The organism is Streptomyces sp. B1I3, assembly GCF_030816615.1.
Classification (GTDB): Bacteria; Actinomycetota; Actinomycetes; order Streptomycetales; family Streptomycetaceae; genus Streptomyces.
Genome location: NZ_JAUSYD010000001.1, coordinates 3,065,225 through 3,084,430 on the forward strand (window position 1 = coordinate 3,065,225; position 19,206 = coordinate 3,084,430).

The 19,206-nt window shown below is 71.1% G+C and carries 18 protein-coding genes; 6 read left to right on the forward strand and 12 right to left on the reverse strand.

Translation table 11 applies throughout. The features are described from left to right. Window positions 1–10: 10 nt before the first annotated feature. The 5 genes from QFZ58_RS13875 to QFZ58_RS13895 all read right to left on the reverse strand — a co-directional run bounded on the left by QFZ58_RS13875 (window position 11) and on the right by QFZ58_RS13895 (window position 3,776). Window positions 11–424: a TadE/TadG family type IV pilus assembly protein gene (locus QFZ58_RS13875; RefSeq protein WP_307125238.1), complete on the reverse strand. Its 414-nt coding sequence runs from the start codon at window positions 422–424 to the stop codon at window positions 11–13. Window positions 425–430: 6 nt separating this feature from the next. Next, complete coding sequence (locus QFZ58_RS13880; protein WP_307125239.1) at window positions 431–844, reverse strand: TadE/TadG family type IV pilus assembly protein; 414 nt, start codon at window positions 842–844, stop codon at window positions 431–433. Window positions 845–849: 5 nt separating this feature from the next. Further along, window positions 850–2,118: an AAA family ATPase gene (locus QFZ58_RS13885; RefSeq protein ID WP_307125240.1), complete on the reverse strand. Its 1,269-nt coding sequence runs from the start codon at window positions 2,116–2,118 to the stop codon at window positions 850–852. A 7-nt stretch (window positions 2,119–2,125) separates the two neighbouring features. Then, window positions 2,126–2,830, reverse strand: coding sequence for a Flp pilus assembly protein CpaB (gene cpaB, locus QFZ58_RS13890; protein WP_307125241.1), 705 nt, complete (start codon window positions 2,828–2,830; stop codon window positions 2,126–2,128). 79 nt (window positions 2,831–2,909) lie between these two features. Further along, window positions 2,910–3,776, reverse strand: coding sequence for a hypothetical protein (locus QFZ58_RS13895; RefSeq protein ID WP_307125242.1), 867 nt, complete (start codon window positions 3,774–3,776; stop codon window positions 2,910–2,912). Between the two features lie 573 nt (window positions 3,777–4,349). Here QFZ58_RS13895 and QFZ58_RS13900 point away from each other — a divergent pair. After that, a complete protein-coding gene (locus tag QFZ58_RS13900; RefSeq protein WP_307125243.1) occupies window positions 4,350–6,083 on the forward strand; it encodes a chitinase in 1,734 nt (577 codons plus the stop codon). 154 nt (window positions 6,084–6,237) lie between these two features. On the opposite strand, the gene QFZ58_RS13905 is transcribed toward QFZ58_RS13900, so the two are convergent. The 5 genes from QFZ58_RS13905 to QFZ58_RS13925 form a co-directional block, all read right to left on the reverse strand. Next, complete coding sequence (locus QFZ58_RS13905; protein WP_307125244.1) at window positions 6,238–7,629, reverse strand: Nramp family divalent metal transporter; 1,392 nt, start codon at window positions 7,627–7,629, stop codon at window positions 6,238–6,240. Window positions 7,630–7,728: 99 nt separating this feature from the next. Continuing rightward, a complete protein-coding gene (locus QFZ58_RS13910) occupies window positions 7,729–9,207 on the reverse strand; it encodes a GntP family permease (protein WP_307125245.1) in 1,479 nt (492 codons plus the stop codon). A gap of 170 nt (window positions 9,208–9,377) precedes the next feature. Continuing rightward, a complete protein-coding gene (locus tag QFZ58_RS13915; protein WP_307125246.1) occupies window positions 9,378–9,788 on the reverse strand; it encodes a RidA family protein in 411 nt (136 codons plus the stop codon). Between the two features lie 6 nt (window positions 9,789–9,794). Then, the gene (locus QFZ58_RS13920) at window positions 9,795–10,550 is read right to left on the reverse strand and encodes an IclR family transcriptional regulator (RefSeq protein WP_307125247.1); all 756 of its coding nucleotides are present in this window, start codon (window positions 10,548–10,550) and stop codon (window positions 9,795–9,797) included. After that, window positions 10,547–11,602 carry a sugar kinase gene (locus QFZ58_RS13925; RefSeq protein WP_307125248.1) on the reverse strand — a complete coding sequence of 352 codons (1,056 nt, stop codon included), beginning with the start codon at window positions 11,600–11,602 and terminating at the stop codon, window positions 10,547–10,549. The genes QFZ58_RS13920 and QFZ58_RS13925 overlap by 4 nt, the downstream gene beginning before the upstream one ends. Window positions 11,603–11,740: 138 nt before the next feature. Here QFZ58_RS13925 and QFZ58_RS13930 point away from each other — a divergent pair, with 138 nt between their 5' ends. Next, window positions 11,741–13,042: an alanine racemase gene (locus tag QFZ58_RS13930; RefSeq protein WP_307125249.1), complete on the forward strand. Its 1,302-nt coding sequence runs from the start codon at window positions 11,741–11,743 to the stop codon at window positions 13,040–13,042. A 41-nt stretch (window positions 13,043–13,083) separates the two neighbouring features. Continuing rightward, complete coding sequence (locus QFZ58_RS13935; RefSeq protein ID WP_307125250.1) at window positions 13,084–14,706, forward strand: amidohydrolase family protein; 1,623 nt, start codon at window positions 13,084–13,086, stop codon at window positions 14,704–14,706. Window positions 14,707–14,828: 122 nt separating this feature from the next. On the opposite strand, the gene QFZ58_RS13940 is transcribed toward QFZ58_RS13935, so the two are convergent. After that, a complete protein-coding gene (locus QFZ58_RS13940; protein ID WP_307125251.1) occupies window positions 14,829–15,731 on the reverse strand; it encodes a serine protease in 903 nt (300 codons plus the stop codon). A 142-nt stretch (window positions 15,732–15,873) separates the two neighbouring features. Beyond that, entirely contained in the window at window positions 15,874–16,203 is a 330-nt protein-coding gene (locus QFZ58_RS13945) for a hypothetical protein (protein ID WP_373428547.1), read from the reverse strand. 77 nt (window positions 16,204–16,280) lie between these two features. Here QFZ58_RS13945 and QFZ58_RS13950 point away from each other — a divergent pair, with 77 nt between their 5' ends. From QFZ58_RS13950 to QFZ58_RS13960, 3 genes are all read left to right on the forward strand, one after another. Next, window positions 16,281–17,093, forward strand: a complete 813-nt coding sequence (locus QFZ58_RS13950; RefSeq protein ID WP_307125252.1) for an arylamine N-acetyltransferase — start codon at window positions 16,281–16,283, stop codon at window positions 17,091–17,093. 270 nt (window positions 17,094–17,363) lie between these two features. Further along, window positions 17,364–18,575, forward strand: a complete 1,212-nt coding sequence (locus QFZ58_RS13955; protein WP_307125253.1) for a pyridoxal phosphate-dependent aminotransferase — start codon at window positions 17,364–17,366, stop codon at window positions 18,573–18,575. Window positions 18,576–18,655: 80 nt separating this feature from the next. Further along, entirely contained in the window at window positions 18,656–19,051 is a 396-nt protein-coding gene (locus tag QFZ58_RS13960) for a hypothetical protein (protein WP_307125254.1), read from the forward strand. The last annotated feature ends 155 nt before the right edge of the window (window positions 19,052–19,206 follow it).

Here is a 19,206-nt window from a genome sequence, read left to right on the forward strand (position 1 = left end):
ATGGGTGTGCTCAGTCGCGGGGCGTGGCGGAGTCGCGGGGCATGGTGGCGGACTTCGCGACGGTCCGGTCACCGAGCAGACCGAGCAGGACGTCCGGGATGTCGACGGTGACCGTCACCGTCACCGTGTCGCCTCCGGCCGGCGGGGCGATCCGCGCCCGCTCGGCCACCCAGCCGGTCATCGACGCCTTCCCGACCCGCTCGTACGACCCGTACAGGTCGTCCTGCGAGGCGGTGCGGGCGGCGGCCCTCGCTGCGGTGCCCGCCTGCTGCGCGGTGAAGGCGACCAGCCCGAGCTGGAGGCCCGCCAGGCCGATGAGGATGAGCACGGGGAGGAAGCCGAGGTACTCGATCGCGGTGGAGCCGCGGTCCCGGTTCCGGCCGGGGACCGGCCCTTCCGCGCGGGGAACTCGTACGGGTGCCATGACGCGTCACTTCCCTTCCGCGGCCGCGCCGGCCGTCGCCTCGACGGGGATGGGGAGGTCGGCGAAGCCCGGGAAGAGGGCCGGGGCCTTGAGGGTGACCTTGACCGTGACCACGTCGTCCGTATCGGATTCGGGGCACCTGATGTCCGCGGAGCCCTCCCAGGCGCCGGGCAGCCGCTCGTGCACGGCGTCCTGGCACTGTGCCGTCCGGCCCCAGGCCCCCGCGGCGACGGCCTTGCGCACCCCCTCGTCCGCGGCGCCGCTCGCCAGCGTGAACGTGTAACCCACCAGCACCGCCTGCCAGAGCAGTACCAGCGTCACCAGGATGATGGGCAGCATCCCGGTGAACTCGACGATCAACTGTCCTCGGTCGCTTCCCAGCCGGGCCCGTATCCGCCCCGGTGCTCCCGTGGTTCGCATCGCTGTCAGCCTCCCCCGCCGGTCGTGCCGCCCTTGCGCCGGCGGCCCCCGATCGAGCCCTTGTCGCCGCGCAGTATGCCGCCGCGCGACTCCGCTCCCGGAGAAGGCTTCACGAGTCCGAGCTCTCCCGCCAGGGCCCACAGGGCCTGTTTCACGGCGGAGCGTGGGTCCAGCTCGTGCATCCGCCCGGCATCGACCGCGCCCTGGAGCTCCTTGAAGTTCGCCGGGACCGCCGTTCCGGCCATCCGGGTCCCGGTGATGCGCTGGATCAGCGGGGGCTGGATCTCCGTGTTGCGGTTGAAGCGGTTGACGAGGGTGACCGTCTCCTCCGCCTTGCGGATCTGGAGCCGGTCCCACATGCGGACGATGCGCTTCGCTCCCCGCACGGCGACCACGTCCGGTGTCGTGACCAGCACCGCCGTGTCGGCCATTTCGATCGCGGCGGCGTTGGCCCCGTTCATCTGGCTTCCGCAGTCGATGACGACGATGTCGTACCGCGAGCGCAGGGCGCTGACGATCTGGCGGGCGGAGCGGTCGCTGACCTCTTCCCCGCGTTCGCCCTCCCCGGGCGCCAGTAGCAGCGCGAGGCCCGTGTCGTGCGAGAAGACGGCGTCGGACAGAACTCTCGGTGATATGTCGGTGATGACCGCCAGGTCGACGACGGAACGCCGGAACTGCACGTCGAGATAGGCCGCGACGTCGCCGGTCTGCAGGTCCAGGTCGACGAGCGCGGTCGGGTGCCCGGACGCCTGCGCGGCCAGCGCCAGCTGCACGGCGGTGACGGTCGTCCCCACCCCGCCCTTGGCCCCGGTGACGGTGACGACGGTGCCCCCGGGCCCGGTGAACACGTCGCCGCCCGTGCCGAGGTGGCGCCGTACTCCCGTGGACCACTGGGCCGCGGCCTGCACGCGGTTGGTGAGCTCCTCGTACCCCAGGGGGAGGGTGACCAGGCCACGCGCTCCCGCGTCCATGGCCGCGGCGAAGAGTCCTGGGCTGGCGTCCGCGGTGATCAGCACGACCCCAACGGCGGGGAAGCGCAGGGAGACCTCCCGGATCAGTTCCAGGGCGGGCACCGGGCCGATCCGTTCGTGCACCAGCACGACCTCGGGCAGTTCCTCGATGGACTCGCCCGCCAGCCGGGCGAGGGTGTCGATGAGTTGCGTCGAGTCGCCGACCGGTGCCGCCGGCTCCGCCTCGGGGAGCTGGCTGAGCAGGGTGGTGACGGACCTGGCCGCGTCGGCGTCACCGACGGCCGGGAGGATTCTGGTGGTCATCCAATCCTCACTTGTCCTTGTCGAGCGTGTAGGTGCGGTCGCCCGGGCGGATGGTGCCGTCGCTGCCCGGCGCGATGAGTGCGAGACGTACGTGCTGGGCGAAGGACTCCGCGTAGGCCACGCGCTGGGTGTCGAGGGTGTTGAGCGCGAAGGTGATCGGCACGGCCTCGGACGCCTGGTTCCTGTCGTTCTTACGCGGCTCCAGGGCGGTCAGTTCACCCACGTCGAGCACCTTGGCGTTGGAGACGATGACCTTGGACTGGGGCGCCTCGCCGTCCCGCTCGCCCTCGAAGGTGGCGTAGATGTTCACCTTGTCGTTCGGCCGGATCTTGCCCGCCACGCCCGTCGCCGCGTCGATCATGATGGCGATCTCCTGCTCACCCGGCCTCAGCTCCGGGCTCTTGACCATCATGTCGGACTGCATCAGGGAGCCCGCCTGCAGTTCCGTCACCGCGATCTTGCCGTCGATCTCGTCCAGGTCCGTGACGGCGTTGTCCGACAGCCAGCGTTTGGGCATCGACACCTTCTCGAACTGTGCCGGGGTCAGGTCCGAGTACGGCGACACGTCCTGCTTGAGCCGGTAGGCGGCGACCTCGGGCCCGACCTTCGAGTTGACGTCACTGATCACCGAGAGCACCCCGGCGAAGGCGCCGAAGGCGCACAGGACCGACAGGAGCAGGAGTATCACGCCGCGGCGCTGGCGGGAGTTCATGGCCGGACAACCTCGTTCGAATCGGATGCGTGGGGCAGCGGACAGGGGGTGCGCGGTGCCGGGGAACGGCCCCGGGGCGCTAGGAGCCCGGTGGCGCGGCCGCTCCATGGGTCAGGACACTCGCGGAGCGCATTCGGTTCTCGGGCGGAGCCAGAGGGGAGGAGCAGAACCCGCAGCGATCACCGATGAGTTCCATTCCGCACCAGTGGCAGCTCTCCCGCCGCACGGAGGAAACGAGCTGGTAGATCACCGAGATGTCCGGCAGATACGAGGCGAATTCCACCAGCTTCCCGGTTCCCCACCACCGTGGCGAACCGGAAGGCAGCGCGCATTCGTGAATGGCCTGAACCTTCCAGGCGGGAGCCAGGGTCTGCTGTACCCATTCGGACGTCAACTGGCCCTTGGCGACCAGCAGGTGGGTGCCGAACTCCGGACCGCCCGGCGGCTCGACGGCCGGTCCGATCTTCACGAGTTGTGGGCTGGGGCCGGCGAGTACGGCGAACTGGGAGCCCGGCACCCACGACGTGGCGTGCGTCTTCAGGCTGACGGGCACCAGGTCGAGTCTGGCGACCGAGTTCAGCAGGGCGCCCGCGTGGATGTAGTGGGTGAGCAGGCGGGCCGCCGACGCCACCACGCCGGGGCTGAAGTCGCAGATGGAGAGCTGGCGCAGCTGACGCACCAGCACGGCCACGCCGAGCGGGGGCAGATCCACCTTGAGCAGGGCGATGCGGTCGCTCTCCATGACGGAGCGGATGGCGTGCAGGCGGCGTTCGTGCGCCTGGGTGATCCCCGACGGGTAGACGACGACGACATGGCCGTGCTGCTCCAGGAGCAGGTTCATGTCACCGATCGCGAGATCCAGGGTCTGGGCGTCGGGAGCCTGCAACAGGGCCGCCGTCGGGGTCTGCTGATCGGTCGGCGGCAGCACCAGATCAGCACTCGTCACTGCTATTGCGGTCGGCACGCTCTTCCCCGTTCGGCTCCGGCCGCAGTCGTGGTGACTCCGGCCGCAATCGCTCCCTGCTCCGTGCTTCTTCCTCAGCACTTTAGCCACGTCCTACCAGGCAGAGAACAGATAGCGGAGTCCAGTACCGCAACGTCCGGCGCGGGCGTTCGTAACGCCTCCGTGCGAAATGGGACGAAAAGCGAGCTGGTTAACTCCTGTACCACTGCGCAGGGTTACCTCAAGGGGTGAGGTTTAACGGTCGCCGCTATTCATTCGCGCATGTCAGGGCGGCTCGTCGTCGGCCTTCCCGCCCTGAGTGCGATATCCGCTTCCCGCTCACTCCGTAACGATCCGGATATTCGCGCGGACGCCACGGCAACTCACTCGCGCGAGTGCATGCCCGAGGGGCTGAACCGGCACCCGCCGCACCTCCGGCGGGCCGGCGACCGGCCTCCCCGGACGCATCCGCCCCGCCAGAGGTCTTGACAACTCTATTGGTCTGGACCAGTTTATCGCCCAACGGTGGCCACCGTTCCCCGCCAGCACCCCCAACTCCCCCACCGGAGGCAGCAAGTGGAACGCTCCGCAGGCAGCAGACACAGAAGTCGCCGCACCCGGCCCCTCCTCGGCGGAGCCGTCGCCGTGGTCGCGGCCGGAGCCCTGTCCGTCACCGGGCTCGTCAGCACCGCGGAAGCGGCCGACGTCAACGTCGCCAAGAACGCCGGATTCGAGTCCGGCCTCGCCAACTGGACCTGTTCCGGCGGCAGCGGAGCCACCGTCTCCTCCCCCGTGCACGCCGGCTCCTCCGCGCTCCGGGCCACCCCGGCCGGACAGGACAACGCCAAGTGCACGCAGACCGTGGCGGTGAAGCCGGGCTCCACGTACACACTCAGCTCCTGGGTGCAGGGCGGTTACGCCTACCTCGGCGCGAGCGGCACCGGAACGACGGACGTCTCCACCTGGACCCCCGGCTCCAGCGGCTGGACGCAGCTGAGGACCAGCTTCACCACCGGCGCCTCCACCACATCGGTGACCGTCTACACCCACGGCTGGTACGGCCAGGCGGCCTACCTCGTGGACGACGTCTCGGTCACCGGCCCTGACGGCGGCGGCGGCACGGAGGAGCCCGGCCCCGCCGTTCCCGGCGCCCCCGGCGGCCTGGCCGTCGGCACCACGACGTCCTCCTCCGTGGCCCTCTCCTGGAACGCCGTCTCCGGCGCCACCGGCTACACCGTCTACCGGAACGGCGTGAAGGCGACCACCTCGACCGGCACGTCCGCCACGGTGACCGGTCTGGCCGCCGACACGGCGTACCAGTTCACGGTCAGCGCCACCAACGCCGCCGGCGAGTCGGTCAAGTCCGCCGCGGTCAGCGGGCGCACGGCCAAGTCGGACACCCCCGGCCCCGGCCCGGTGACCTCCGTGCCCAAGCACGCGGTGACCGGTTACTGGCAGAACTTCAACAACGGCGCGACAGTCCAGAAGCTCAGCGACGTACCCGCGAACTACGACATCATCGCCGTGTCCTTCGCGGACGCCACGACCACACCGGGTGCGGTCAGCTTCACCCTGGACTCGGCGGGCCTGAACGGCTACACCGTCACGCAGTTCAAGGCCGACATCAAGGCCAAGCAGGCAGCCGGCAAGAACGTCATCATCTCCATCGGCGGTGAGAAGGGGACCATCTCCGTCAACAGCGACGCGTCGGCCGCCGCCTTCGCCGACTCGGTCCACGCGCTCATCCAGGAGTACGGCTTCAACGGGGTCGACATCGACCTCGAGAACGGCCTCAACTCCACGTACATGACGAAGGCGCTGCGCTCGCTGTCGTCGAAGGTGGGCTCCGGCCTGGTCATCACGATGGCCCCGCAGACCATCGACATGCAGTCCACGTCCGGTGAGTACTTCAAGACGGCGCTCAACATCAAGGACATCCTGGCCGTCGTCAACATGCAGTACTACAACAGCGGCTCGATGCTCGGCTGCGACGGCAAGGTCTACTCGCAGGGGTCGGTGGACTTCCTCACCGCGCTCGCCTGCATCCAGCTGGAGGGCGGCCTCGCCCCGTCCCAGGTCGGTCTCGGTGTCCCGGCCTCCACCCGCGGCGCGGGCAGCGGTTACGTCGCCCCGTCCGTCGTGAACGCGGCCCTGGACTGCCTGGCCAAGGGCACCGGCTGCGGTTCGTTCAAGCCCTCCAGGACGTACCCGGACCTGCGCGGTGCGATGACCTGGTCCACGAACTGGGACGCCACGGCGGGCAACGCCTGGTCGAACGCCGTCGGCCCGCACGTCCACGGCCTTCCGTAACCGCGGGCCCTCGGTGTCACTGAGGACCTGAAGCCCGACAGCGCCGCCGCTCCCCCGGCGGCGCTGCCGGCGTTCCCGGCCCCGCTCCGGGACACCGGGGCAGGGCAGGGGCCGGTCGCAGGTCACCGGGACGGGACCGGCCCCCGCACGCGGGTCACCAGGGCAGCTCGCGCACCTGCTGGACGCAGAGCACGACGAACAACAGGCCCGCCGCGCCGAGCATCCCGTTGCTGAGCCATCCGTTACGCCACTGCTGGGGCGTGCGGGAGGAGTTGAGCAGCCGCAGCAGGGTCAGGGACAGGAACGGCATGAAGAACGCGCCGAGGACTCCGTAGCCGATGACCAGGCCGAACGGCTCGTCGAGCCAGAGCAGCGTCATCGGCGGGAAGGTCAGCCACAGCAGGTACGCCCGGAAGGGCACCGACCGCTCCTGACGGCCGACCGCCGCGCTTCCCGCCTGCCCCGTGTCCTCGGAGCGGCGGGCCGCGCGCATCCGCTCGACGAAGTCGGCGAACATCAGGCTCACGCCGTGCCACACGCCGATGAGTGACGAGAAGGACGTGGCGAAGAAGCCGACGAGGAAGAGTTTCGCGGTGGCGGCGCCGAAGCGGTCCTCCAGGATCTGCCCGAGGTCGATCAGTCCCCGGTCCCCCTTGGTCAGGGCGAGGTGGGAGGCGTGCAGCAGCTCGGCGCCGACGACGAGCATCGCGACGACGAAGATGCCGGTGGTGATGTAGGCGACCCGGTTGTCGAGCCGCATGACCTTCATCCAGGACGAGTCGGACCAGCCCTTGGCGTTCACCCAGTACCCGTACGCCGCCATGGTGATCGTGCCGCCGACCCCGCCGATCAGGCCGAGCGTGTAGATGAGGGAACCGTCCGGGAGCACGGGGAGCAGCCCCGCGAACGAGGCGCCGACGTCCGGCACCACGCGGGCGGCGACGTAGACCACGACGACGAACATCACGCCGACCAGGACCGTCATGACCTTCTCGAAGACGGCGTACTGGTTGAACCACACGAAGACGAGGCCGACCAGCCCCGTGACGATCGCCCAGGTCTTCAGCCCCGGGCCGTCGGGGAAGAGCGCCACGATGGGCAGGGCGCTGGAGGACATGGCCGTCGCGCCGTAGACGAATCCCCAGATGACGACGTACACCGCGAAGTAGACCGTGGTCCATCCGCCGAGACTGCGCCAGCCGTCGAACAGGGTGCGGCCGGTGGCGAGGTGCCAGCGGCCGACCGCCTCGGCGAGGGAGATCTTGACCAGGCAGCCGATCACGGCCGCCCACATGAGGGTGTAGCCGAACTTGCTGCCCGCGATGAGCGTCGCGACCAGGTCGCCGGCACCGACGCCGGTCGCGGCGACGACGATGCCGGGGCCGATGTAGGACCAGCTGGGCTTGCGTGGCGGGGCGGCGCCGGCCTCGGCCGCCCCCGCTCCCGCCCCTGCCCCGGCCGTCGCCTTCGGCCCGGGTTCCACTCCGTCTCCTGGCCCGGTTGCCGGCCCGGTTCCTGACCCTGTGGTTCCGCTTGTCTCCGCCATGCCGATCAACGAAGCGCAAAGTGAGGCGGCGCACAAGAGGGCGCGGCGCAAGGACCCGCGTGTCCCGGACGCCCGCGAGCGGTCCGGGACGAGCGCGGCCTAGATCACCAGGCTCAGCGCGGCGGCGACCACGAAGCCGGCCACCGAGAGGACCGTCTCCAGGACCGTCCAGGTCTTGAGGGTGTCCCGCTCGGAGATCCCGAAGTACTTCGAGACCATCCAGAACCCGCCGTCGTTGACGTGCGACGCGAAGATGGAGCCCGCCGAGATCGCCATGATGATCAGCGCGAGGTGGGCCTGCGACATGCCCTGGCCCTCGACGAGCGGGACGACGATGCCGGCGGTGGTCACGATCGCGACCGTCGCCGAGCCCTGTGCGACCCGCAGGACGACGGAGATCAGCCAGGCGAGCAGGATGACCGGCAGGCCGACGTCGTTGAACGTGTCGGCGAGCGCGTCGGCGATGCCGCTTCCCTTGAGCACGGCTCCGAAGATCCCGCCCGCGCCGACGACCAGCAGGATGTTGCCGACGGGCTTCAGCGAGGCCGTGGAGACCGACTCGAGGGACTTGCGGGACCAGCCGCGCCGGATGCCCAGCAGGTAGTAGGCGAGCAGCAGGGCGATGGTCAGCGCGACGAAGGGGTTGCCGAAGAACTCGATGACGGAGCGCAGGGTGGAGGGGTCCAGCGCGATGGACGAGAACGTCGCGGCGAGGATGAGGATCAGCGGTGTACCGATGATCGCGAGTACGGTGCCGAGCGCGACGGGCTGCTCGTGCGGGGTGACACCGGCGGCGCGCTGCTCGGCGACGACCGCGGCCTTGGACTCCTCGGCCGCCTCGACCATGTCCTGCGGGACGTCGACGAAGATGCGCTTGCCGACCCAGGCGGCGTAGGCCCAGGCGGCGAGGACGGACGGGATGCCGACGACGGCGCCCATCAGGATGACCCAGCCGAGCGAGACGTTGAAGAGGCCTGCGGCGGCGACCGGTCCGGGGTGCGGTGGCAGGAACGCGTGCGTCATCGAGAGGCCGGCCAGCAGCGGCATCGCGTACAGGACGATCGACTTGCCGGAGCGCTTGGCGGCCGCGTACACGATCGGCGCGAGGACGAAGATGCCGACGTCGAAGAAGACCGGGATGCCGAAGATGAGGCCGGTGAGGCCCATGGCGAGCGGGGCTCGCTTCTCGCCGAAGAGATTCAGCAGGCGGGCGCTCAGTACCTCGGCGCCGCCGGAGACCTCCAGGATCGCGCCGAGCATCGTGCCGAGGCCGATGATGATCGCGACGTGCCCGAGGATGCCGCCCATGCCGGACTCGATGACGGAGACGGCGGCGGACTTCTGGACCGTGCCGAAGAGTTCGGTGACGGAGAGTCCGGCACCCAGGCCGACGGCTATGGACACGGCGAGCAGCGCGACGAACGGCTGCAGCCTGACCTTGATGATCAGGAGGAGCAGGAGTGCGATCCCCAGGGCGGCGACGGTCAGCAGACCGGGGGTACCGCCGATCAGGAGGAGCAGTCCACCGGTGTGGGGTGGCGCCTCGGGGGCGGGGGCGGGGGCGGCGGCGAGCAGCATGAGCGGTCACTCCGGTGGTGGCAGGGGGTCCTTCGGGGCAGGGGGGAGCGCGGCACGGCGCCCCCGTGCGAGTGGGGTGGGGCGCCGTGCCGTGGGACGAGCGGTGGGGGGAGCCGGCCGTCCCAGCCGCCGGAGGGGCTCTGGGATCACCGGCTCAGGGGATCAGGTGGTCAGCCGAGGACCGCGAGGGCGTCGATCTCGATGAGCAGTCCCTGGGGCAGGCCGACGTACACCGTCGTACGGGCCGAGGCGGGGGCCGTGAGGCCCTGCTCCTCGAAGTACTCGTTGTAGATGGCGTTCATCTCGGCGAAGTGGTCGACGTCCGTGAGGTAGACGCGCATCATCATCACGTCGTCCCAGCTCGCGCCGCCCTCCTCCAGGATCGCCTTGACGTTGGCGAAGGTCTGCAGGGTCTGCTCGCGCAGCGTCGGGCCGGCCGGGGTGGGGGCCTGGCCCTCCACGGCGGGCAGGAAGCCGACCTGACCGGCGACCTGGAGGATGTTGCCCTTCTTCACGCCGTGCGAGAACTTCGCGGGCGGGGCGGTGTGGGTGCTGGGGGTGAGGGCGGTCTTCTCGGTCATGGTGGTTCAGGCTTTCTTGGTGGGGGTGCCGGAGTACTCCCGGCTGATGGTGTCCGCTGTGCGGCGCACCAGCGGGAGCAGGGTGAGGAGTTCCTCGGCCGTGACGACCACGTTCGGTGCGGACACCGACATGGCGGCGACGACCCGCCCGTCCGCGCCCCGGATGGGGGCGCCGACGCAGTTGATGGACTCCTCGTGGCCGCCGAGGTCGGTGGCCCAGCCCTGTTCGCGTACGGCGGCGAGCTCCCTGAGGAACGCGCCGGCGTTCGGGACCGAACGGGACGTGTACATGGGGTAGTCGAGCTTGTCGGCGATCGCGCGCCGCTCCGGCTCGGTCAGGTCGGCCAGGAGCAGCTTGGCGACCGCGGCGACGGTGATCGCGACGGGCTTGCCGATCCGCGAGTACATCCTCACGGGATAGCGGCTCTCGACCTTGTCGATGTAGAGGACCTCGTTCTCCTCGTACACCGCGAGGTGGACGGTGTGCCCGCACTGCTCGTTGAGCTCGACGAGGTGGGTGTGGGCGATCTCGCGCACGTCGAGGTTCTCGACGGCCTCCTGCGCGAGCGCGAAGAGCCGGGCGCCGAGGCGGTAGCGCTGGTCCTGCTGGCGGTAGACGAGTCCGTGCTCGTGGAGCGTACGGAGCAGGCGCAGCGCCGTGGACTTGTGGACGCCGAGCCGCTCGGCGACCTGGCCGAGATCGGCCGGTCCCTGGGCGAGCAGCGGCAGGATGCTCAGCGCGCGGTCGACGGTCTGGCTCATGTGACTCGTACCTCCTCGGGTGCCTGTCCGGCCGCTGTCCAGCCGGGGCCGAGACGAAGTGTCTCCCAGGCGGTGTCGTCCAGTGCCGCGAGGCGGTCGGCGTGGGCGCGGGCCGGGGGCGCGGTGAGGTCGCCGGGGACGGTGAGGACGGCGGCTGCCATGAGGTGGCCGTGCCGGGCCCGGTCCCGCACGGGCAGGCCGCGCAGGGTGGCGGAGAGGAACCCGGCGGCGAAGGCGTCACCCGCGCCGACGGCGGCGACGACGTCGACGTGGAGGGAGGGGACGGTCGTGACGGTGTCGGCCTGGCTGCCGGCGGTCCGGGAGAAGACCGTCGCCCCGTCCGCGCCCCGCTTCACGACGAGGACCTCGGGTTCCGGCAGGGCGGTACGGATCGCCTCGGTGCCGTGCACGCCCCAGGCCTCCTCCGCCTCGTCCTCACCGACGAAGACGAGGTCGCTCCGGCGGGCCAGGTCGAGCAGCACCTCGGGGCCCGCGTCGCCGGCCTGCCACAGGCCGGGGCGGTGGTTCACGTCGAAGGAGATCAGCGGGCGGCCCTCGCGGGGGGCGGTCAGGTCGTGGAGCAGGGCCAGGCAGTCCGCGGAGAGCGCGGCCGTGATGCCGGACAGGTGCAGGACACGGCCGGTGAGCAGGTCCTCGTACGGGGCGTTGTGCGGGGACATCGCGGAGGCGGCGGATCCCGCCCGGTAGTAGGCGACCTCGTGGGTGTCGGTGGCGCGGTCCGTGGCGGTGCGGAAGTAGATGCCGGTGGGGCGGTGCGGATCTCGGCGTACGGCGGAGGTGTCGACCCCGTATCCGGCGATCGCGTCGACGAGGTGGTCCCCGAAGCCGTCCGCGCCGACCCGGCCGACCCATTTCGCCCGGTGGCCGGAGGCGGCCAGGGCGCAGGCGACGTTGGACTCGGCACCGCCGATCCCGCGGGAGAAGGCCGGGACGTCGGCGAGGCGGCCGGGCCGCGAGGGCAGGAACGTCACCATGGACTCACCGAGGCAGACGACGTCCGCGGTGGTTGTCCTGGCTGCGGATCCGGGCACTCTGGGCTCCTCGTGGTCGGCCGTGGGCGCCGGTGCTCACCATTGACCCGGCATCGGCTCGGATGTTAGACAGCGTTAAGCGATATGCGCAATGGTCGTTGCAGAGAATGCAACGAGCTCATCCCCGAGGAGGATCCCTTGGCCGCCCAGCAGCCCGCCGAACAGCCCGTGACGGCACTCGCCGGTGACGTGGTCGACCACCGTTTCAAGGCGTTGCCGCCCGACGCGGAGGGGCTGACCGTAGGCGCCCTGGCGGCCGAGCGCCGCAACCTCTTCACCGGCGGCTTCACCACCCCCGTGCTCGCCCTCTCGGCCGAGTCGGTCGAGGCCAACCTCGCCCTGCTGGAGACGTACGCGGAGCGACACGGCCTGGTCTTCGCCCCGCACGGCAAGACGTCGATGTCCCCGCAGCTCTTCGCCCGCCAACTGGAGTACGGCGCCTGGGGCATCACCGCCGCCGTCCCTCACCAGGCCCGGGTGTACCGCGCCCACGGCATCCGGCGGATCTTCCTGGCCAACGAGGTCGTCGACGCGGCGGCACTGCGCTGGCTGGCCGGCGAGCTGGACGCCGACCCGGACTTCACGTTCGCCTGCTACGTGGACTCCGTACGCGGTGTCGAGCTGATGGACGAGGCCCTGCGCGCGGCGGGCGCCGTACGCCGCGTCGACGTCGTGGTGGAGCTGGGGGCCGGCCGGGGCGCCCGCACCGGTGCCCGCACCGAGGCCGACTGCGCGGCGGTCGCCGACGCGGTGGCCGATGTCTCCACCCTGCGCCTGGTGGGCGTCGCCGGATACGAGGGTGAGGTCCCGGACGCCTCCCCCGAGCGGGTACGGGAGTGGCTGCGCCGGCTCGTCGCGCTGGCCGCGGACTTCGACGCGGCCGGCCGCTTCGCCGCGCTGGGCGACGGCGAGGAGATCCTGGTCAGCGCCGGTGGCAGCGCGTGGTTCGACGCGGTCGCCGATGTCTTCGCCGAGATCCCCGTGCTGAGCCGGCCCGTGTGCAAGCTGCTGCGCTCCGGCGCGTACGTCAGCCACGACGACGGCCACTACCGCCACCTCACGCCTTTCAACCGCGTCCCCGAGGAAGGTGCGCTGCAGCCCGCCTTCCGCCTCTGGGCCCAGGTCGTCTCGCGGCCCACCCCCGGACAGGCCTTCGTCAACGCGGGCAAGCGCGACGCCGCGTACGACCTCGACCTCCCCGAGGCGCAGGTCGTCCGCTCCGCACGCGACGGCTCGGTGCGGCCGGCCACCGGCATCACCGTCAGCGCACTGTCCGACCAGCACGGCTGGGTGCGCACGGAGGAGGGTGCGGAGCTGGAGGTCGGTGACTGGATCGGCATGGGCCTCTCGCACCCCTGCACCTCCTTCGACAAGTGGCAGCTGATCCCGCTGGTGGAGGCGGACGGCACCGTGAGCGACTACATCCGCACCTTCTTCTGACCCCGGCGGAGCCGCTCCCCCACCCCGAAAGGTGACATCCCATGGACCTGGTCATCCGCGACGCCCGTGTCGTCGACGGCACCGGCACCCCCTCCTACCGTGCTGACGTGGGCATCACGGACGGCCGGATCACCGAGATCCGCGGGGAGGGCGACGGCCCTCGCCCGACCGCCGCCCGCACCCTGGACGCGGACGGCCTCGCACTGTCCCCCGGCTTCGTCGACATGCACGCACACAGCGACCTCGCCCTGCTGCGCGACCCCGACCACAGCGCGAAGGCCGCCCAGGGCGTGACCCTGGAAGTTCTCGGCCAGGACGGCCTGTCGTACGCCCCCGCCGACGACCGCACCCTCGCCGAGGTACGCCGCTCCATCGCCGGGTGGAACGGCGACGGTTCGGACATCGACTTCGACTGGCGCACCGTCGGCGGCTACCTGGACCGCCTCGACCGCAACTTCGGCGGCCAGGGCATCGCCGTCAACGCCGCCTACCTCATCCCCCAGGGCACGGTGCGGATGCTCGCCGTGGGCTGGGAGGACCGGCCCGCCACCCGCGCCGAGCTGACGCGGATGAAGGAACTCGTGGCGCAGGGCATGGCCGAGGGCGCGGTCGGCATGTCCTCCGGTCTGACGTACACCCCCGGGATGTACGCGAAGGACGCCGAACTCACGGAGCTCTGCCGGGTGGTGGCGGCTCACGACGGCTACTACTGTCCCCACCACCGCTCGTACGGCGCCGGAGCGCTCGCCGCGTACGAGGAGATGGTGCAGCTCACCCGCGACGCCGGCTGCGCCCTCCATCTCGCCCACGCCACCATGAACTTCGGGGTGAACAAGGGCAGGGCCCCCGAGCTCCTCTCCCTCCTGGACGACGCCCTCGCGGCAGGCGCGGACATCTCCCTCGACACCTATCCGTACACCCCCGGCTGCACGACCCTCGTGGCGATGCTGCCCAGCTGGTCGGGCGAGGGCGGCCCCGGGGCGGTCCTGACCCGGCTCGCGGACGGGGCGACGACGGAGCGGATCCGCCACCACATGGAGGTCCTGGGCTCCGACGGCTGCCACGGCGTCCCGATCGAGTGGGACACGATCGAGATCTCCGGCGTCGGCTCACCCGAACTGGCCGGCTACGTCGGCCGTACGGTCGCCGAGTCCGCCCGGCTGCGTGGTGAGGAGCCGTGGGTGACCGCCCGCCGCCTGCTCGTCGAGGACCGGCTCGGCACGACGATCCTCCAGCATGTGGGCCACGAGGAGAACGTCCGGCAGATCATGCGCCACCGCGTGCACACCGGAGGCAGCGACGGCATCCTCCAGGGCGACAAACCGCACCCGCGCGCCTACGGCACCTTCCCCCACTACCTCGGTCACTACGCGCGTGAGCTGGGCATCCTGAGCCTGGAGGAGTGTGTCGCCCACCTCACCTCCCGCCCCGCCGCCCGCCTGCGCCTGCCCGACCGCGGGTACGTCCGCGAGGGCTACCGCGCGGACCTGGTCCTCTTCGACCCGGACACGGTGGCGGCGGGCTCGACGTTCGACGAGCCGCGCACCCTGCCGGTGGGCATCCCGCACGTCCTGATCGACGGCCGCTTCGTCATCCAGGACGGCGCACGGACCTCGGAGCTGGCCGGCCGCGCGGTCCGGGGGACGGGCCGGACGGCGGCGTGACGGCCGGGCCCCGCACCCGGGGGCCCGCCGCCGCCCGGGCGAGGCCTTCCCCGCCGGGGTGTCGTCCTGAGTGAGCCGGAGGCCGCCGGGCCGCCGGCTCACTCACCCGGCCGCTCGCGGCTCTACGGCTTGGGCAGGGCGCAGCCCGTCCGGTTCAGGTCGATCCGGTTGCCGGGGCCGATGCACGGCACGATGCCGTACGTCTGCTGCGCGTAGTTGATGCCCTGGCGGACCGTCACCACACCGTTCTCGTCGACCTCGCACGGGTTGTTGTCCGTGCACCGCTGCCCGTCCTCGTTGCCGGTGTTGTTGACGGCGACCACCTTGCCGGTCGCGCCGTCGATCACCGGGGACCCGGACGTACCACCGATGGTCTGGCACGCCGAGGTGTAGCGGACCGAGTCCTTCCAGGTCCAGGCCCCCTCCTTGAGGCGGTAGGCGAACCCGTCGACGCCGCAGCTGTACGTGCGCTTCCAGTACCCCGAGACCACCGTGATCGCCGTCCCCTGCACCGGGCGGGCGGCGTTGAGTTCCAGGGCCTTGATGCCGTACGTGCTCTCGATCTGGGCGTAGGTACGGGTCAGCTGGTAGAGCGAGACGTCGGTGTCCGTCATCGTCCCGTACGCGATCTTGCTTGCGCGCAGGGTGCCGACACCCGTGCCCGCCGCGTTCAGCAGCGTGAAGCTGCGGGTCGACGCCCTGTTGAGCACGACCTCGCCGGGATCCGGGAAACCGGTCTCCAGGCAGTGGCCGTTGGACAGGACGAGAGCCGGGTCGCCGGGGAGCGCCGAGGCGGTGCGGACGACCGAGCCGGAGCAGTTGCTGAGCGCGACCGTGCCGGCGAAGCCGACCGCCTTCGCCCGGACTTCGGCCGCCGTCGTACCGGCCTCGGCCTTCTTCGCGTGGACATCGGCTGCCTTCGGACGGATTCCGGCGGCGTCCGGGCTTGTGGCCGCGGCCGCCGGGGCGGCCCCCGCCCCGAGGAGCAGGGCGGAAAGAAGCGCGCCGACGAGAGGCTTGTTCATGTGGGGGTCCCCTCCAGATGCGTCTGTGACCGGAGTTCTTCCGGTTTGACATGCGCATGCTGGCGTACGGAAAAGGGGAGCCACAAGGGGTGCAATCAAGCCGCGGCCCTGCCCTCCGCCCGCCCGGAGGCCGTCCGCCCCCTCACTCCAGGCCGGCCGCCTCCCTGGAGTACGTCACCGCGGACAGAAGGCTCAGCCCGGGTTCGGCCTTGCGGAGGATCCTGACGGCCTCCACCGCATCCGCCGGCCCGTCGTACCCGGCGGCCGAAAGCCGCTGCCGTACCCAGCGGGCGCGCAGTTCGGCGTCCGGGACCGCGGCGGCCCGTTCGACGAGGGCGAGGGCGCGTTCGAGGCCGGGCCGCTCGCCGGCGGGAGCGGTGCTCAACGCGTCCCGCAGGACCGCGCCGAGCTCCTCCGACTCACGGAGCACGATCGCGATCTTCTCCGGCCTGGTCCTGCTCATACCGATCATGCGGCCAGCGTCCCCCGTACCCGCCGCCACCTCCCGGCATTTGAGAAACATCTGAGGTGTCTGCGTACTGTCGGAACATGACTTTCGACCTCGACGCCTACTTCGCCCGCATCGGCTGGTCCGGTGAGCGCCGTCCCACCCCGGAGGTACTGCGGTCCGTCCACCGCGCCCACATGCTGGGCATCCCCTTCGAGAACCTGGACCCGGTCCTCGGCCACGCTCCCTCCCTCGCCCTCGCGGATCTGGAGGCCAAGCTCGTCCGCAGCGAGCGCGGCGGGTACTGCTACGAACACAACACCCTGCTCGCGGCCGCCCTGACGCACCTCGGTTTCCGGGTGACGCTGCTGGCCGCACGCGTGGTGGTGGGCGCCGCCCCCGGTGACATCAGGCCGCGCACCCACATGCTGATGAAGGTGGACGCGGAGGGCGCTGCCACCTCGTTCCTGGCCGACACGGGTTTCGGGTCGAGCGGGGCGCTGCTGGAGCCGATCCCCCTGGTGGTGGACACGGAGCTGCTCGACACCCCCCGTCACCACCGGCTGGTCCACGCCCCGCACGACGGTCCGCTGGAACTGTGGGAGCTGCAGTCGGAGAAGAGCGGCACCTGGGAGCCGCAGTACGAGTTCACGCTCGAGCCGTTCGAGGAGCCCGACTTCGAGGTCATCAACTGGCACATCGCGACGAACCCGCGCTCACCGTTCCGGCAGGCGGTGTACGCCCAGCGCACCCTGCCCGGTCTGCACCGCGCGCTGTCCGGCCGGACCCTGGTGGAGACGGCCGACGACGGGACGGTCACGGAACGCGAGCTGAGCGGCTCGGCGGAGGTGCTGCGCGTACTGGCCGACGACTTCGGCGTACGACTCCCGGCGGGAACCACCCTGCCCGGGTGAACTGCCGGGCAGGGCTCGCGGCATCCGCCCGGGCAGGGCCGGCGGCACGGCTCGGGGCATCCGCCCCGGGCACGCGTGGCGCATCTCACCCGCCCGGCCCGGCACGCCCGCTTTCCAAGCCCGGGCGCCGCCCCGACCGGCCGTTCTCACGGTACGCGGCCGGGGCGGCATGCCGATGGAAGACCGGACGCCGCCGCGTACGGCCCCGGAGGGAGCAACGCGCACGCGAGCGGGGCGCAGCGCGCGAAACACGGCCGTAAGCTCGCAGACATGCAGGTCATCCAGTCCACCAAGCTCTCCGGCGTCTGTTACGAGATCCGCGGCCCCGTGCTCGAGGAGGCCATGCGGCTGGAAGCCGCTGGTCACCGCATCCTCAAGCTGAACACGGGCAATCCCGCCGCGTTCGGCTTCGAGTGCCCGCCCGAGATCCTCGAGGACATACTGCGCAACCTGTCGGGGGCGCACGGTTACGGGGACGCGAAGGGCCTGCTGTCCGCCCGCCGGGCGGTGATGCAGCACTACCAGACCAAGGGCATCGACCTCGGCGTCGAGGACGTCTATCTGGGCAACGGCGTCTCCGAGCTGATCCAGATGTCGATGCAGGCGCTGCTCGACGACGGCGACGAGGTGCTCGTCCCCGCTCCGGACTATCCGCTGTGGACGGCCTCGGTCTCCCTGGCCGGCGGCACGGCCGTGCACTACCGGTGTGACGAGCAGGCCGACTGGATGCCCGACCTCGCCGACATCGAGCGGAAGATCACCGACCGCACCAAGGCGCTCGTGATCATCAACCCGAACAATCCGACGGGCGCGGTCTACGACGACGAGATGCTGCGCGGGCTGACGGAGATCGCCCGGCGCCACAACCTGGTCGTCTGCTCCGACGAGATCTACGACCGGATCCTGTACGACGGTGCCACCCACACGCCGACCGCGGCCGTCGCACCCGACCTGATGGTGCTCACCTTCAACGGGCTCTCCAAGAACTACCGGATCGCGGGATACCGCTCGGGGTGGATGGCGGTCTGCGGCCCGAAGGCGCACGCCTCCTCGTACATCGAGGGCCTGACGGTCCTGGCCAACATGCGGTTGTGCGCGAACATGCCGGCGCAGCACGCGGTGGCCACCGCGCTCGGCGGGCGGCAGTCGATCAACGACCTGGTGCTGCCGGGCGGGCGCATCCTGGAGCAGCGGGACGTGGCGTACGACCTGCTGACGCAGATCCCCGGGGTGACCTGTGTGAAGCCGAAGGGGGCGTTGTACCTCTTCCCCCGGCTCGACCCCAAGGTCTTCAAGATCAAGGACGACCGGCAGATGGTCCTCGACCTCCTGCGGGCGGAGAAGATCATGGTCGTGCAGGGCACGGGCTTCAACTGGCCGGAACCCGATCACTTCCGGGTGGTGACGCTGCCGCCGGCCAAGGATCTGACGGACGCCGTGACCCGCATCGGAAACTTCCTGGACGGCTACAGCCAGCCATAACCACCCCAACTCCGGATCGCGCATAACTTTAGACTGAATCCAAGCTAGGATGGACCTACTGCACCACCAGGAGGCCATCCATGTACGAGCCGATCCGTGCGAAATCGGTCCACACACCGGCCGACGACGCCGACTTCCCGCACCGCAGCCGTGAGGAGGAGCTGGACATCCAGCTCGCGGGGCACCTCGCCGCGCTCCTCGCGGTCACCGACGAGCTGGGTCTCGCCACCACGGGCGACCGCATCGCCGAACAGGTGGCCCGCCTCCGCGGCGCACCGCCCGCCCGGCACGCGGGACGGACCGCCGCGTCCCCGGCCGCCCTCCACCGCCGCGCCCACGCCCTGGCGGGCCGGGCCCTCGTCGTGGCGGCGTCCCGCGCCGACACGGCCGCCGCGATCCTCGCGGCCCAGGCCATGGACGCCCACACCGCGGCCCTCGCCGCCGCACCCGCGCCCTCCCTCCTGGGCGCCCGCTGACGGCCCCGGTCCCCGGGCCGTGAAGGCGCGTGGACCGGGTGCCCCCACGTGGTCCGCCCGAAAGGGCGGCCCCCGGAACCACAAGGGGTTCCGGGGGCCTTACCGCGGCGGGCCGTCGACCCCCACAGGTCAGGGCGGATGTCTTTCGGGCCCGG